Source organism: Methylophilus sp. DMC18, assembly GCF_056314005.1.
The window spans coordinates 1-15904 of sequence record NZ_JBQUZE010000004.1 but is presented as its reverse complement, the minus strand read 5'-3'; the positions used below and the strand labels follow the sequence as shown (position 1 = coordinate 15904).

Genomic DNA, 15904 nt, shown 5'->3' with positions numbered 1-15904 from the left:
CTGAGCCAACGCAAACAGCCCGACATCATGTCGGGCTGTTTTTTCAATCTATGCTGCATGACTTGCAGAAGGCGCCAACGCTTATGGCGCTTTCATGGCCTTGCCGTTTAAATCCAAGGATGGCGCGGCGGTTTGACCTTGTTCAGGCTGTAGTTGCCGACGGCATGGTATTTCCAGCGCACCGGATCGTGCAGGGTATGCGTGCGTGCATTGCGCCAGTGGCGGTCCAGGTTGTATTCGCCCAGGGTTGAGCGTGTGCCGGCCAGTTCAAACAACTTGCTACCCGCCAGCAAGGCAGTTTCGGTACTCAGCACTTTGGCTTCTGCCACCGCAATCGAGGCTTCGGCCACGGTGTCTTCATTCGGGTTACGCTGCGCTTCGTCTATGTATTCACCCGCGCGTGCCAGTAAGGCCTCGGTGGCGTGCAGGCGAATCTGCAAATCACCGATATCCTTGATGGTATGCGGATCTTCGTAGCCGTGCTCCAGATCGGTATCTATCCATGGCCGTGTGTAGTTGCGTACAAAGTGCAGGGTATCTTTAAACGCCGCGCGGGCGATGCCGGTATCCACCGCCGCCTGGATAATCTGCGCAATCGGCCCCATGGTGGTCGGGCGGTCAAACGCCAGGTGGTGCGGCAACACATATTCGCTGGGCACAAAAATATTTTCCAGGATGGTCGTCCCGCTGGCCGTGGTGCGCTGGCCAAAGCTGGACCAGTCATCAATAATGGTCAAGCCTTCTGCGCCAGCAGGGACAAACGCCACCACGGTATTGTCGTGTTCATCTTTTGCCACCACTGGCACCCAGTCCGCCAGCAATGCGCCTGAAGAATAGAATTTTTTGCCGTTTAAAAAGTAGCCGCTATTGGTGGGCGTGAGCTTGGTTTTCACGTCATTGACGCTCTTGGTGCCAATCTCGGAGAACGCATTGCCAAACCGCACCCCTTGTAGCACCAGCTCAAAAAAGTATTTTTTCTGAAAGTCTGAGCCATCTAGGCGCAAGCCTTCCACCATATATAAATGATTCTGTGGAATCTGCCCGACACTGGGGTCCGCCTCGGCCACGGTGGCTACCACTTCTGCCAGGGTTTTGTTGGAGACGAAGGCACCACCGTATTCTTTTGGCACGGTAATGCCCCACAGTCCGCTGCTTGAAAACAGGTCTAGCTCTTTACGTGGCAATCGGCGTTCCTGGTCGCGCAGGGCGGCTTCTTTGGCAATTTCGCTGGCCACTTGTTTGGCGACGGTCAGGGCTTCTGCGTCACTTTTAATCAAATGTGCCGCTTGTCGCGGCAGGTTTACAGGCAAATGCGCAATCTTATTTGCTTGTGCAGTCATAGTCAGTCCTTATTCAAAAAGAGATCAATAAAGGCATGGCGAGCAGGCACCATGCGTCTTCAGTCACTGTTGCATTTAGTGTGCCAATCAATAAGGCATTGAATTTAAAAGAAAATATAAAAATCCATCTCTGCTGCCGCCTCTATAGAAACAGTTTGCTGCTGAATGACTGCTGTAAAAGCAGCAGCCACTGGAGGGTGGGGTGGGAGCGAACTGCAGCGTGATCGCGCAAAACTGCTGCTTTTGCAGCAGTTGATCAGCAACTAGCGCTGGAATCTAACACCATTTAAAAATCAGGTTTTATATTAAGTCATTGAAAAATATAGATATTATTGCCTGGCATGGATGCTGCTAATACTACTGGCAAGCAAGGTCGTCTGCGAAGCATCGTAAGCAACGACCTCCGTCATTGTTATTTCAGGAGTCATGATGAGCCGTCCATTAAAAGTCACTGCCGTTTCCGGCAGCTATAAATTACCTTCCAGAACCGCTGCACTGGTGCAGGCGATCACACAGAAGTTGGGACAGCAAATCCCGATTGATCTGCACGTGGTGGAATTAAGCGAAATTGCGGGCAGCTTGGTCGCTTCCTACGATCCCAAAGCTTTGCCAATCAACGTACAGCAAGATATCCAGGCGATTGAAACCGCCGATTTACTGGTGGTGGCTACGCCTGTGTATCGCGCCTCTTATGGAGGGTTGTTCAAGCATTTGTTTGATCTGGTCAATCTCGAAGCATTGATTGATGTGCCCGTGCTGCTGGCAGCAACCGGCGGGACTGAGCGCCATGCCTTGATCATTGATCATGAGCTGCGTCCCTTGTTTAGCTTCTTCCAGGCAGTCACGTTGCCGATCGGCGTATATGCCGTTGAAGCGGATTTTGAAAATTATCAAATCAAGAGTGAGGCGGTGAAAGCGCGCGTAGCGCTGGCTGTTGAGCGTGCCTTACCGCTCCTTAAACACCGTGAGCTGGCAGAAAACGCTTCAGTCTTGGTTAACGCCTAAACGGGAGCGCCTGATGAGCCAATCACCGATTCAATTTGCTTACTGGGTTTCCAACCTGAGTGGCGGCCAGGTCGTGAGCGAAATTGCCCAGCAAACTGGCTGGAGCACCGAGTACAACATTCAGCTTGCGCAAATCGCCGAGCGCGTTGGCTTTGACTATGCGCTGACCGCTACCCGCTTTTTGGGCGGCTACAAGGCGGATGGGCAACATGAGTCTGTCATTCTGACCTCGGCCCTGTTGCAGGCGACGCAGAAGCTCAAGGTGATTGCCGCGGTATTGCCCGGCGTCTGGCCCCCTGCGCTGTTGGCCAAGCTGGGCATTACCGCCGACCACCTTTCCGGTGGCCGCTGGGCGGTGAATGTGGTCAGTGGCTGGTTCAAGGACGAGTTTACCGCTTTGGGCGAGCCCTGGCTGGATCATGACGAGCGCTATCGCCGCTCTGAAGAGTTTATCCGCGTGCTCAAGGGCTTGTGGTCGGGCGAATCGTTGACCTTTAAAGGCGATTTTTACCGCATCAATCAATTGGCTTACCAGCCAACGCCGATTCAGCGGCCACATCCACCCATTTTCCAGGGCGGGAATTCGACCGCGGCCAGGCAGATGGCGGCCCGTGTGTCGGACTGGTATTTCATGAATGGCGGTTCACCTGAAGTGTTGAAAGCACAAATTGACGAGGTGTCGGCTGAAGCGGCGAAACATGGTCGCAAGCTCAAGTTTGCCGTGAATGCCTTTGTGATTGCGCGGGAGACCGAGGCCGAGGCGAAAGCCGTGCAGGAGGAGATTGTCCGCCTGGCCAACCCAGAAGCGCTGGAAGGCTTTGCCCAAGCCGTGAAGCAAGCGGGTTTGGCGACGCAGGACCAACTGGGCATGTGGGCAAATTCGCGCAAGCAGGATTTGGTGCAACCCAATGACGGCTTTAAAACCGGGCTCATCGGTACCCGCGAACAGATTGCCGAGCGCATTGTGCAATTGCGCGAGATTGGCATCGACCTGGTGCTGGTGGGCGTACTCAACTACGACTGGGAACTGGTCGCGTTTGGTGAGCAGATCATTCCGCAGGTGCGTGCTCTTGAGAAGCAAGTGCTCGAGACAACGTCTGCGTCGCAACAGAAGATTAAAGACAGCGTAGCTGCCTGAGGGCAGCATCAAACGCTTAGGGAGAAAAAGCGTGTTTAACCGAAGTATCTATCAACTTTCTGTCGCTCTGCTGACCGCATTGAGTGCAGCCGCATTACAGGCAGCCCCTGCAGAGCAGCAGTTCAGTATTGCCGGCTACCGCATTGGGCCTTATGCCGCCGGCGGTTCTGGTCAGGCCAGCGGGCTGGAAGATTATTTGCAGTTGATCAACCTGCGAGATGGCGGCGTCAATGGCGTCAAGCTGGCATGGACCGAGTGCGAGACCGAATATGTGGTTGAACGCGGTGTCGAGTGCTACGAGCGGACCAAAAAACAAGCCACGACCTTTAACCCGTTTAGTGTGGGCATTGCTTATGGCGTGATTGAGCGCGCCACCACGGACAAGATCCCGGTGATTACGCCCAATCATGGCCGCACAGACTCCACTGATGGCCGCGTGTTTCCGTTCGTGTTTCCGGTGATTTTGAATCCCTGGAGCGAAGCGTCGGCAATCATTAATTACATCGGCAGCAAATCGGGTGGGCTGGATCAGCTCAAGGGTAAAAAAATCGTCACGCTTTACCATGGCTCGCCCTATGGCAAAGAAACCATCCCGATTTTTGCGTTGCTGGCCAAAAAATATGGCTTTGAAAATACGCAGATTGAGGTGCCGCATCCGGGCAATGACCAACAGTCGCAGTGGCTGAACATTCGGCGGATCAAACCCGATTACGTGATTTTGCGTGGCTGGGGAGTGATGAACCCTGTGGCGATCAAAACCGCCCAAAAAACCGGTTTTCCAGTCGATCACATCATTGGCAATGTCTGGAGTAACTCCGAAGAGGATGCGCAACCGGCCGGTTCTGCGGCCAAGGGCTATATCTCGGCCACCACCCATCCGTCAGGCACCGCGTTCCCTGTGCTGCAGGACATCCAGAAGTATGTGTATGCCGCAGGCAAGGGCAAGATCGAGCCGCAACGCGTCGGCAGCATTTACTACAACATGGGCGTGCTTGATGGCATTTTGCATGTGGAAGCGGTGCGGGTGGCACAGGCCAAATTTGGTCACCGCCCCCTTTCTGGGGATGAGGTGCGTTGGGGCTTTGAGCACATTGATCTTGATAAAAGCCGCCTGGAAGCTCTGGGAGCGAACGGCTTGCTGCAACCGATCAAGCTCAGTTGCAGCGATCACGAGGGTGGCGGTGCAGTGAAGTTCCAGCAGTGGGATGGTAAGCGATGGCAAGTTATCAGCGACTGGATACAGGCCGACAGACAGCTGTTGCGGCCATTGATTGAGAAATCTGCGGCCCAGTATGCCCAAGAGCGAAAAGTCCCGATCCGGGATTGCAGCAAAGAGCTTTAATGATTCACACATTCTGAAAACGTGGGAGGCTCAGCCTCCAAAAGGAAAGGAAAATAAATGTCTACACATCAAGCAGCGATTAAATTTGCCTATTGGGTGCCTAACGTCAGTGGTGGCCTGGTGGTCAGTAACATTGAGCAGCGCACCAGTTGGGATATCGATTACAACCGCAAGCTGGCACAAATTGCCGAAAAAGCCGGATTTGAATATGCCTTGAGCCAAATCCGTTTTACAGCGGGGTATGGGGCCGAGTTTCAGCATGAGTCGGTATCTTTTTCGCATGCCTTGCTGGCGGCGACCACCAAACTCAAAGTGATTGCCGCCATTTTGCCTGGCCCCTGGAATCCGGTGTTGGCCGCCAAACAATTGGCGACCATTGATATTCTCACTCAGGGACGGATTGCCGTGAATATCGTCTCCGGCTGGTTCCGCGGGGAGTTTACGGCGATTGGCGAGCATTGGCTGGATCACGACGAACGCTACCGCCGTTCGCGCGAGTTTATTGAAGCGCTCAAAGGCATTTGGACCCAGGATAACTTTACTTACAGAGGCGATTTTTATCGCTTTAGTAACTACTCACTCAAGCCTAAACCCTTGCAGCAGCCACATCCTGAAATTTTTCAGGGCGGCAGCTCTCGTGCTGCGCGCGATAATGCGGCCGCGGTCTCAGACTGGTACTTCACCAACGGTAACACCGTGGAAGGGATCAAGGCCCAGGTGGACGATATTCGCGCCAAGGCCGCGGCAAATAAGCATCAGGTCAAGATCGGGGTCAATGCCTTTGTGATTGCCCGCGATACCGAAGAAGAAGCCAAAGCCGTATTGAAGGAAATCATTGATAAAGCCAACCCTGAGGCGGTAAATGCCTTTGGCCATGAAGTGAAAAATGCCGGCGCTGCCAGCCCGGAGCGTGAAGGTAACTGGGCGAAATCGAGCTTTGAAGACCTGGTGCAATATAACGATGGCTTTAAAACCAATCTGATTGGTACACCACAGCAAATTGCCGAGCGCATTGTGGCTTTGAAGGCGGTGGGCGTAGATTTAGTGTTAGCGGGCTTTTTGCACTTTCAGGAAGAGGTCGCTTATTTTGGTGAAAAAATACTGCCACTGGTGCGTGAGCTGGAAGCTAAAACCTTGGCCAAAGCGGCTTAACTCAACCCGGCAGGAAATTGGCAATGGCAGAGACTTTACCTCACTTGCTCGCTTTGCAGGCCTTGGAGCGCCCGCATCGTGTTGCAATTCGGCATAAACAGCTGGGCCTCTGGCAGCAGGCCTCCTGGCTTGCGGTGCAAGAGGACGTCACCCGCACAGCGCACTATTTGCAGCAACACGGCTTTCGCCAGGGCGATACCTTGTTCTTGCTCAGTGAACCACGGCCCGAGGCCTTGTTGTTGTCGCTGGCTGCCCATTGGCTGGGCGGCGTGGCGGCGCCACTGGATCCGGCCTTTGCGCAGCCGCAGTTACTGGATTTATTGCATACCTTGCGGCCGCAATTTGTGTTTGCCGAGGCGCAGGCGCAGGTGGATCAAGTCCTGGCAGCCAAGCCTGATAGCGCACTGGTGATTTATGCCGATGCGCGCGGGCTGGCGGGCTATCAGCATCCTGCGCTGGTTACCTATGCGCAGATTGTGGCCACGCCTGAGACCCAGAACATTTCACCCGTGGCTGAGACTGCGGAAATCGCCTTCCGCTTTTACCGCTTAAGTGACGCCTATGCGCTGGAGTACAGCGAATTAAGCCATGCCGAGCTGCTTAGAAATGGCCGCCAACTGATCAGCCAAGAGGCGCTCACTGCGCATGAAGAGGCATTGGCGGCGCGTGCATTTGCCGCCAGCGGTCATGCGAAATACCTGCTTTCGCCGTGGCTATTGGCAGGCTTTACGCTGAATTTTCCAGAAAATCTGGCGACCCGGGACACCGACAGGCGCGAACTCGGCCCCACGCTGGTCGCTGGCACGGCAACCACTTATCAGCGCCTGTATGCGCTGACACAATCCCGTTGGCCCTTGCCGGGCAGCTGGCAGCATAGGCTGGTGGGTTGGGCACTGCGTGCAGCCCGTGCCCGGTTGCCGCTGGTCGCAACGCTGGCGCGCTGGCTGGTGATTTTGCCCTTGCAGGATGTGCTGGGTCTGCGGCGTACGCGCGTGCCATTACTGGTAGGCGAGCCCTTGTCGCCCGAGGCCACACAGTTTTTCAGTGACATTGGCATTGATGTGCGTGCTTGGCCAGAAGCTTCTGCCTGGCAGACCAGCCAGTTGCAAGTGATTCCACATCAGTCCAATGACTTGCACAGTTATTTGGGGTTAGCGACATGGAAGGCCGCGATATGAGTACCACCCTTGCTGCACCTCAGCCATTACTGGCATTAGACGGGATTTCATTGTCGTTTAAGGGCGTGAAAGCCATTACCAATATCAGTTTTGCCGTCAATGAGGGCGAAATTTGTGCCTTGATCGGCCCCAATGGCGCCGGCAAAAGCTCATTGCTTAACGTGATTAATGGCGTCTACAAGCCTGATGAAGGCAGTATCCGCTACCAGGATGCGGTGCGTCGCGCCATGCATCCGCAATGGGCTGCCAGACGCGGCGTGGCGCGCACGTTTCAGAATATAGCCCTGTTTAAAGGCATGTCGGTGCTCGACAACGTACTGACCGGCACCAATCTCAAGGTGAAAAGCAGTTGGCTGGAGCAGGTATTTAATGTGGGCCGCGCGCCTGCGGATGCCTTGGCGCAACGGCAGAAAGCAGAGCGCGTGATTGCTTTTCTCAAACTGCAACCCTGGCGTAACAGCATTGTGGGCAGTTTGCCCTATGGCTTGCAAAAGCGCGTCGAGCTTGCCCGTGCGCTGGCCGCCGAGCCTCAACTGCTGTTGCTGGATGAACCGATGGCGGGCATGAACGCCGATGAAAAGGCAGAGATGAGCCGTTTTATCCGTGAAACCAACCGCGAGTTTGGCACCACGATTGTGCTGATTGAGCATGATATCGGCGTGGTGATGACGCTATCAGACCATGTGGTGGTGCTGGATTATGGCAAGAAGATCGGCGATGGCACGCCGGATGAAGTGCGTGCCAACCCGGAGGTGATTGCCGCCTATCTGGGCACCAAACACTAAGGCAATACAAGGATCAATTGAGATGAGTTTCTTTTTCGAAGTTCTGACTGGTGGCTTGCTTGCGGGCGTGATGTATTCGCTGGTCGCGATCGGCTTTGTGCTGATTTACAAGGCATCAGGCGTGTTTAATTTTGCCCAGGGCTCCATGGTGCTGTTTGCGGCATTGACCTTTGTCAGCCTAGTCGAGCGAGGCGTGCCGTTCTGGGGCGCCTTTGTGTTGACCTTGCTGACCATGGCGGTGTTGGCCTGGCTGATTGAATGGCTGGTGTTGCGGCCGCTGGTGAACCGTTCGCCGATTACCTTGTTCATGGCAACCTTGGGCCTGAGCTATATCGTGGAAGGGCTGGCACAAGCGGTGTGGGGGGCACAAGTGCATGCGCTGGAGATTGGCATCAATGACGAGCCGTATGAGGTGTTCGGTATTTTGCTGTCACAGTTCGATTTGTTTGCTGCCGCGATTGCGGGCGGCCTGGTCGCGCTGCTCGGTGTCCTCTTCAATAAAACCCGCATTGGCATTGCCTTGCGCGCCGTGGCAGATGACCAACTGGCGGCCTTGGCGGTGGGCATCCATCTGCAACGCTTGTGGCTGATTGTCTGGGCGGTGGCTGGTTTTGTCGGCCTGGTCGCTGGCATGTTGTGGGGCGCACGCGTCGGCGTGCAGTTCTCGCTGTCGCTGATTGTGCTCAAGGCCTTGCCTGTGCTGATTATTGGCGGTTTTACCTCGATTGAAGGGGCGATCGTTGGTGGTCTGATCGTTGGCGCCAGCGAAAAACTGGCCGAGGTCTTCATTGGTCCGCTGATAGGCGGTGGCATTGAAAACTGGTTTCCCTATGTGTTGGCGATGTTGTTTCTGCTGGTCCGGCCCTATGGCTTGTTTGGCGACAAAGCGATTGAACGTGTTTAAAAAATAGAGAGCAGGCAGGCATAGCATGTGGTATCAAGAAACTGGACAATTTATTACCGAGTATAGGTTGGATAAACGGTTTTTCCGCCTCAAGCAGGAGCGCTGGGCGTTTGCGGCCTTACTGGCATTCGCCTTTCTGGTGGTCCCTGCCATTGGCAACGACTACTGGTTTAGCGCCATCCTCATCCCTGTGCTGGTGCTGTCGCTGGCAGGCTTGGGCTTGAATTTGCTCACTGGCTATGCGGGCCAGCTGTCTTTAGGCTCTGCGGCTTTTATGGCGGTAGGCGCGTTTGCTACCTACAACTTTCATCTGCGGCTAGAGGGCTTGCCATTGATTGCTAGCCTGATTTTGGGCGGGTTGACGGCAGGTGGCGTCGGTTTGGTGTTCGGGTTGCCGAGTTTGCGCATCAAGGGCTTTTACCTGATTGTGGCGACGTTGGCGGCACAGTTTTTTGTGCAATGGGTATTCACCACATTCTCCTGGTTTTCCAACAACTCTTCATCCGGCGTCATTACAGCACCGCCCTTGCACATCTTGGGCACAGATTTGAGTACCCCGGCGGGACGTTACCTGTTGACCTTGACGGTGGTGGTGGCGCTAGGCTGGCTGGCAAAAACCATCGTCAGCGGTGAGCTCGGACGCAAGTGGATGGCCGTGCGCGATATGGATACCGCTGCCGCCGTAATCGGGATTTCGGTGCCAAAAACCAAATTGCTGGCTTTTGCAATCAGCTCATTTTACTTAGGAATTGCCGGTGCGTTGTGGGCGTTCACTTACCTGGGCACCGTTGAGCCGCATGGCTTTGATTTGTCACGTTCATTTCAAATCCTGTTCATCATTATTATCGGCGGCATGGGCAGTATTCTGGGTAATTTCCTCGGCGCGGCCTTTATCGTGTTGTTTCCTATTCTGCTTTCTCAGATCTCGACAAGCTTGTTGGCCGGGGCGATTGATCCTGGCCAATTGGAAAATTTCCAGAAAATGATTTTTGGCGCCTTAATCATCTTTTTCCTGATCAAAGAGCCCAATGGCTTGGCCAAGGTCTGGCAAACCCTCAAACAACGGCTGCGGGTCTGGCCGCTACGTTTCTAGGTCGTTCCGTACGAATTGATTGAAGGAGACTTCCATGTGTTAAACAGCCTCACACGGTCTTTTATATAACCAAGAACGATTAAGAGAGATTTCTATATTTTTATAAGGAGTATTTAAGTGAACTTTTTAAGTAAACATCGCTGGCTGTGGCTGGCATTGGGCTTGGGGGTTGCCAGTCTGTCTACGCAAGTGCAAGCCGCCAATGAGCAATATTTTCCGTTACAAAGTTACCGGATTGGCCCTTATGCGGCAGGCGGTTCCGGCTTTTTTGGTGGGTTTATCGACTATTTGCAATACATCAATGCCAAAGAGGGTGGCGTCAATGGCGTCAAGCTGACCTGGAGTGAGTGCGAAACCGAATACGTCGTGGAAAAAGGCGTTGAGTGCTACGAGCGCCTGAAAAAAGGCCTGAACGGCGCGCCTGCTGCAGCGACCAATCCGCTGTCCGTGGGCATTGCCTACGCGACCCTGGAGCGCTCGACCACAGACAAATTGCCGCTGATCACGATTAACCACGGCCGCACCGATTCGACCGATGGCAGCGTGTTCCCTTATGCCTTCCCGCTGCAATTAAACCCGTACAGCGAAGTGTCTGCGATTGTGAACTATATCGCCCAGCAATCTGGCGGTCTGGACAAGCTCAAAGGCAAAAAAATTGTCACCTTGTACCACGGCTCGCCTTACGGCAAGGAAACCAGTCCGATTCTGGAACTGCTGGCAAAGAAATACGGCTTTGAGCTGACCTTGCTCGAAGTGCCGCATCCGGGCAACGAGCAACAGTCGCAATGGCTGACGATACGTCGCATCAAGCCGGACTGGGTGATTTTACGTGGCTGGGGCGTGATGAACCCGGTGGCGTTGAAAACTGCGCAAAAAACCGGTTTTCCGGCCGACCATATCATCGGCAATATCTGGAGCAACTCTGAAGATGACGCGGCACCTGCTGGCAATGCTGCCAAAGGCTTTATCTCGATCACTACCCATCCTTCCGGCACCAGCTTCCCGGTATTGCAAGGCATAGACAAATATGTGATCAAGGCCGGTAAAGGCAATTTGCAAGACGCTAAACGTTTTGGCAATGTGTATTACAACTTGGGCGTGGTCAATGGCATCCTCAACGTGGAAGCCGTGCGTGTGGCGCAAGCCAAATTTGGCAAACGTCCATTGACCGGTGAAGAGGTACGCTGGGGCTTTGAGAACCTCAAACTGGATGATGCGCGCCTTAAAGAGTTGGGCGCTCTGGGTCTGGTACAGCCGCTCAAACTGAGTTGCGCTGACCATGAGGGCGGCGGTGCCGTCCGCTTCCAGCAGTGGGATGGCAGCAAATGGAAAGTGATTTCTGACTGGGTGCAGGCAGACCGCCAGTTGTTGCGTCCGATTATTGAAAAATCTTCCCATGAGTATGCCAAGGAAAAAGGCATCACGCCACGGGATTGCAGTAAAGAAGTTGTTGCTGCCAACTAAAAACTCGTTGCACAACGATACACAGGGCACACCGCATGACGGTGTGCCTTTACAGTTTGCTGCCGTGGGCAAGGCCCTGCACCTTGCCGACGACAGTCAATTGAGGAGTCAAACATGACACAAGCACAGTTAAATACGATCCCGGTGCAAGCGCTCACTGCGGTTGAGCCCTTGTTGCAGCTGGACAATGTTGAGGTGATCTATGAAAAGGTCATTTTTGCTATCAAGCATATTTCTTTAGAGGTTAAACCACAGTCTATTGTGGCTTTGCTCGGTGCGAATGGCGCTGGCAAAAGTACCATCCTGAAAGCGATTTCTGGCCTGGCCCCGGCACAACGCGGTGAGATTGTACAAGGCCGGATTGTCTATGGCGGTAAAGACGTGACCAAGGCCACACCGGGCCAACTGGTGGCACAGGGTCTGGTTCAGGTGCTTGAAGGTCGGCATTGCTTTGGCCATTTAACGGTTGAGGAAAACCTGCTGACCGGGGCCTTTATTCGCAGACCGTCGAGCAAAGGGCTGGCGCAAGACCTGGAAAAGGTCTATGCCTTTTTCCCACGCCTGAAGTTATTGCGTAAAAACTATGCCGGGTATACCTCCGGGGGCGAGCAGCAAATGGTGGCGATCGGCCGTGCGTTGATGGCGAATCCCAAACTGATTCTGCTCGACGAGCCTTCCATGGGGCTGGCGCCGCAAATTGTAGAAGAGATTTTTGAAATCGTGCACCAGTTACAGCAAACGCAAGGCTTGAGCTTTTTGCTGGCGGAGCAGAACGCCACGGTGGCCTTGCGTTACGCCAACCATGCTTATGTACTTGAAAGTGGCCATATCACGCAAGAGGGCGATGCACAGACCATTGCCAATAGCCAGGCATTGAGTGATTCTTATCTGGGTAGCCGTTAAGTTAAAATGGCGGCTAATAAAAAAACGGCCATCATGGCCGTTTTTTATTGCAGGATACTTTTAGAAAAAGTGTGCCACATGGAAAATGGCTTTAATGCCGTCAATATCCGGTAGCGTATTGCGGTTTTCCCTGAAGTAAAACACATCAATCCGCTTGTTGCTGTCACCGTCAATTAAATACCCTACACCAATGTCTACGCGCTTGCGGTCCAAGCCGGTGGTGTCATTGTTAAATTCCTGGTAAATCACTTTGGGCTGGAATTTGCCTATGCCCACTTTTTCGGCAAAGGTATAGCTGCCATTCACAAAAAAGCCTTTGGCTTCTGGCAAGACGGTATCGCCGGTATTGTCATTGTCATAGTTGTAATAGGAGGCTTCTGCCCCCAGCACGGCGCCATCACTCAATGGTTTTTCCAGGCGTGCATCCAGGTTCCAGTATTTGGAGTCCCCTTTATTCAGCAGCGTCCCTGCGCCATCCTTTTGATAACGGTAAGAGGCGCCCACAGACAAGATGGATTTCTTGCCATCATAGCTGGCCAGGTTATAAAAGCCTGGCTCGGTATCCCAGAAGTTATATTGCAGACGGGTGGCATAAGATAAACTGTCGGCCTGATTGGAGCCGCCCTGACGGCCATTAGTGGCTGAAACGTAGTATTTGAAGGCCTCGCTCTTGTCTGTGCCGAAAAGGACAGCACCATTATCCCGACCTGCAAACTGGTAAGAACCTAGCTCGGCAATCGGGAAGTCAAACGTGGTGGAATACATCGGTGCAGCGGCAGACGCGCGGCTAGCGGGGGGCAAGAACCGACCCGCCCACACATGCACGTAGTTGTTAAACTCTAGCCCCAGATGGCCATCCAGCAACTCTATTTTGTCGTCGGCCGAATTGCGCGCAAAGTTGAATTCAAAGGAGACGTTCTCATGCACCTTACCGTTGGTATACAAACGGGCTTCTTCGACCTCAAAGTCATTCGAGCGGTCTTTGCCATTCGGCGCGGCATCTTTAATCGAGCTAAAGCTGACGCGAGAGGCAATGCCGATATTGATAAATTGGTTTTCGTTGCGTTGCAGCGTGGCCTCGGCAAAAGCTTGTGTACTCAGCAGGGCCAAGCTGGTGTAGAGAAAAATTTGTCGTAGTTTAGGATTAATAGTTTGTATATTCATGTGTTCACTCTGTGATAATCAGTTATCAATAAATGGAGATCAGGCAACCGGATAACGATGAAATGGTTGCTTTCCAGAGTGAGCTTTTGCAGAATCTGTGCCATAAAATTGTTTGATAAAAATCAATGGCTTATATTTAATTTTGCTGGGGGTGCTTGCTGGCGATGGCGCAAGCTGCTGTTCGCCTGTCTTTTAATCAGCAAAGGGCGAACGCAGCATGTGATTAGGCGGAATGACGTGCGATGACAAAAACGCGCGGGATGCGCAGAAGCAGGTGGCGATACCCAATGGACTCGGCAAACAGGGGACATGACCACCGTAAACAGTGGCCATGGATAGATGAGAATCAGTGTTTATTTGGACGTATCGGCGGTCTTGCAACCTTTCAGGTGCAAGTGGTCACTGTCATCCAGCGTGGTTTGGTCGCCATTCAGGCGCAAATCCATGGTGCCATAATGGTAGTGTTGCTTATCGTCGGCATCACGTAACAGTCCCACCTCATGGTCAGGCAGCATGACCCATGCTTCATCGCCAGTGGCAGAGAGCTTGAGGCCAAACGACTGATAATTTTCGCATTGGTAATGCAAAGCTTCTTTGCCATAGCGCGGGACTTCCTTGGTCCCTTTGTCAAACACGCTTGGCAGTTCAACGCTTTTGCAGCCAAACAATAGACTGCTGGCGCCAACCAATAGGATGAAGGAGTAGATGTTTTTCATGATTTAAATCTGGGCTCTATTTTAAGGGAATCGACGATGCACGCTATTGTGCCAGCCATGCTGGGCAGACTCAATCGTTTTGGCGCTTGGGTTGGTAGGCTGCCCGTTGCAGCCGGTCTCGCACGGCGTCCCAGGCCGCGGTGTTAGGCGGCGATTCTATTAAGATGACGTCAGCATGTGCGGCATCCAATATGTGCAGCGCCGCATAGAGCTGCTCGGCGGCGTGCGCAGGCGTTGCTGGCAAATATGTATCTTTGGAAGTGACCGCCGCCCCGGCGCCAAACAACAAGGCGACAGCATGAGGATGCTGCTGTGCATAGTCTGTCATCGCTTGCCTGGAAGAAAACAGCAGGCAGGGTGTCCGTGGCGAATAATGCAGCAAATGCTGCCCGGGGGCCTTGGGAATTTGCGCCGATGCATCTACAGACGCCGGCGTGCCTGCGACGGCTGCAATCGCCGCCTCATCTATCATGCCGGGTCTGAGCAAGCGCCAGCCATCTTCATGCACGCTGACAATAGTCGACTCTATGCCCACCTGGCAAGCGCCACCATCCAGCACCGGAATGTTTGCCCCCAGTCCTGCTTCCACATGGTCTGCCGTGGTGGGGCTCAGTTGCGTATACTTATTCGCTGAAGGGGCTGCCAGGCCCAGGCCACTTTCGTTGAGCAGCGCCAGCGCCACGGGGTGTGCCGGCACGCGTAAAGCCACCGTTGGCTCGCCAGCCCTCACCGCCGCTGAGACCTCCTCGCGCGCAGGCAATACCAATGTCAGCGGACCCGGCCAGAAGGCCGCGGCCAGCCTTTGTGCCAGTGGCGGAAAGCTGCTGGCCCAGTCGGCCACTTGTTCTGTGCGTCCAATATGGACGATCAATGGGTTATTGGCAGGTCGCTGTTTGGTGGCGTAGATGTTGGCAACAGCTACGTCATTGCGTGCATCTGCCGCCAGGCCGTAGACGGTCTCGGTCGGGATGGCGACCACTTCGCCCCGTTGCAATCGTTCTATCGCCTCTGCCTGGTTGATCCGCATTGCGCACTCTATATATGTAAATCATCAAAAAATGTATTTTACTCTGTAAAACCCTGACGGCTAAAGCTGGCTTGCTATAAAATGCCCGCTTTGATTCAAGGAGCGACACATGCCAATTCAAGTTCAGCACAATCCTGCCGAAACACAACTAAAGGACTTGGGTGTGTCCAAGTGGCCTACCTGGAAAAAAGAAGTATCAACCTTTGATTGGATTTTTCACGAACAAGAGCAGGCTTATATATTAGAAGGTCAATGTGTAGTAACGCCTGTGGGTGGTGCGCCGGTCAGCTTTGGTAAAGGAGACTTTGTGGTCTTTCCTGCCGGCCTCAAGGTGAGTTGGGAAGTCAAACAACCTTTGCACAAGCATTATCAGCTGGATGGCAATGTCTTGACGCAAACCTGGTTGCGCATTAAGGCCGCTTTCAAGAAATAATCATCAATTTGTAACAAAATTGTAAGAATGGCAAATAAGGGTTGACCGCAACGCTTATCGCTGTAAAATGCGCGGCTCTCTTCAACGAAACGGTTGTTTAGTTGGGTGAGAAGAAATAATAAGCGCAGTATGTTTGAGCGTTAAGTTGGCAGCGGAATAAAAGTTGTTGACGAAGTAAATAAGCTCTGTATAATGCGCGCTTCGCTTGAAACGTTGGAAGTTAAAACGGAAGGGCGAAAAGCCTTCGAGGCACTGTTCTT

At 53.4% G+C, this 15904-nt stretch carries 15 protein-coding genes; 11 read left to right on the top strand and 4 right to left on the bottom strand.

Going from position 1 to position 15904, the window contains the following annotated elements; translation table 11 throughout:
- Positions 1–107: 107 nt before the first annotated feature.
- Entirely contained in the window at positions 108–1340 is a 1233-nt protein-coding gene (locus tag ACT53G_RS10035) for an SfnB family sulfur acquisition oxidoreductase (RefSeq protein WP_194749544.1), read from the bottom strand.
- A gap of 429 nt (positions 1341–1769) precedes the next feature.
- Here ACT53G_RS10035 and msuE point away from each other — a divergent pair, with 429 nt between their 5' ends.
- The 10 genes from msuE to ACT53G_RS09985 all read left to right on the top strand — a co-directional run bounded on the left by msuE (position 1770) and on the right by ACT53G_RS09985 (position 12304).
- Positions 1770–2345 (top strand): FMN reductase, encoded by a 576-nt coding sequence (gene msuE, locus ACT53G_RS10030; RefSeq protein ID WP_275357256.1) that lies wholly within the window; start codon positions 1770–1772, stop codon positions 2343–2345.
- 13 nt (positions 2346–2358) lie between these two features.
- Positions 2359–3483, top strand: a complete 1125-nt coding sequence (gene sfnG / locus ACT53G_RS10025; protein ID WP_275357254.1) for a dimethylsulfone monooxygenase SfnG — start codon at positions 2359–2361, stop codon at positions 3481–3483.
- Positions 3484–3514: 31 nt separating this feature from the next.
- Positions 3515–4825: an ABC transporter substrate-binding protein gene (locus ACT53G_RS10020; RefSeq protein WP_313984310.1), complete on the top strand. Its 1311-nt coding sequence runs from the start codon at positions 3515–3517 to the stop codon at positions 4823–4825.
- A 57-nt stretch (positions 4826–4882) separates the two neighbouring features.
- A complete protein-coding gene (sfnG, locus tag ACT53G_RS10015) occupies positions 4883–5977 on the top strand; it encodes a dimethylsulfone monooxygenase SfnG (protein WP_476169325.1) in 1095 nt (364 codons plus the stop codon).
- Positions 5978–6000: 23 nt separating this feature from the next.
- Positions 6001–7155: an AMP-binding protein gene (locus tag ACT53G_RS10010; RefSeq protein ID WP_476169324.1), complete on the top strand. Its 1155-nt coding sequence runs from the start codon at positions 6001–6003 to the stop codon at positions 7153–7155.
- On the top strand, positions 7152–7940 hold the full coding sequence (locus ACT53G_RS10005) for an ABC transporter ATP-binding protein (RefSeq protein ID WP_338656094.1): 789 nt from the start codon (positions 7152–7154) through the stop codon (positions 7938–7940). The genes ACT53G_RS10010 and ACT53G_RS10005 overlap by 4 nt, the downstream gene beginning before the upstream one ends.
- Positions 7941–7962: 22 nt before the next feature.
- Positions 7963–8844, top strand: coding sequence for a branched-chain amino acid ABC transporter permease (locus ACT53G_RS10000; protein WP_338656096.1), 882 nt, complete (start codon positions 7963–7965; stop codon positions 8842–8844).
- Positions 8845–8869: 25 nt separating this feature from the next.
- The gene (locus ACT53G_RS09995) at positions 8870–9937 is read left to right on the top strand and encodes a branched-chain amino acid ABC transporter permease (protein ID WP_476169323.1); all 1068 of its coding nucleotides are present in this window, start codon (positions 8870–8872) and stop codon (positions 9935–9937) included.
- Positions 9938–10054: 117 nt separating this feature from the next.
- Positions 10055–11401 (top strand): ABC transporter substrate-binding protein, encoded by a 1347-nt coding sequence (locus ACT53G_RS09990; protein WP_194749537.1) that lies wholly within the window; start codon positions 10055–10057, stop codon positions 11399–11401.
- 114 nt (positions 11402–11515) lie between these two features.
- Complete coding sequence (locus ACT53G_RS09985) at positions 11516–12304, top strand: ABC transporter ATP-binding protein (RefSeq protein WP_476169322.1); 789 nt, start codon at positions 11516–11518, stop codon at positions 12302–12304.
- A 60-nt stretch (positions 12305–12364) separates the two neighbouring features.
- Here ACT53G_RS09985 and ACT53G_RS09980 read toward each other — a convergent pair whose 3' ends face one another.
- The 3 genes from ACT53G_RS09980 to ACT53G_RS09970 all read right to left on the bottom strand — a co-directional run bounded on the left by ACT53G_RS09980 (position 12365) and on the right by ACT53G_RS09970 (position 15211).
- Positions 12365–13468 carry a porin gene (locus ACT53G_RS09980; protein ID WP_476169321.1) on the bottom strand — a complete coding sequence of 368 codons (1104 nt, stop codon included), beginning with the start codon at positions 13466–13468 and terminating at the stop codon, positions 12365–12367.
- A 353-nt stretch (positions 13469–13821) separates the two neighbouring features.
- On the bottom strand, positions 13822–14184 hold the full coding sequence (locus ACT53G_RS09975; protein WP_275357237.1) for a hypothetical protein: 363 nt from the start codon (positions 14182–14184) through the stop codon (positions 13822–13824).
- 70 nt (positions 14185–14254) lie between these two features.
- Positions 14255–15211, bottom strand: a complete 957-nt coding sequence (locus tag ACT53G_RS09970; RefSeq protein WP_476169320.1) for an L-threonylcarbamoyladenylate synthase — start codon at positions 15209–15211, stop codon at positions 14255–14257.
- Between the two features lie 109 nt (positions 15212–15320).
- On the opposite strand from ACT53G_RS09970, the gene ACT53G_RS09965 reads away from it, so the two are divergent.
- Positions 15321–15644, top strand: coding sequence for a cupin domain-containing protein (locus ACT53G_RS09965; RefSeq protein ID WP_476169319.1), 324 nt, complete (start codon positions 15321–15323; stop codon positions 15642–15644).
- Positions 15645–15904 lie beyond the last annotated feature (260 nt).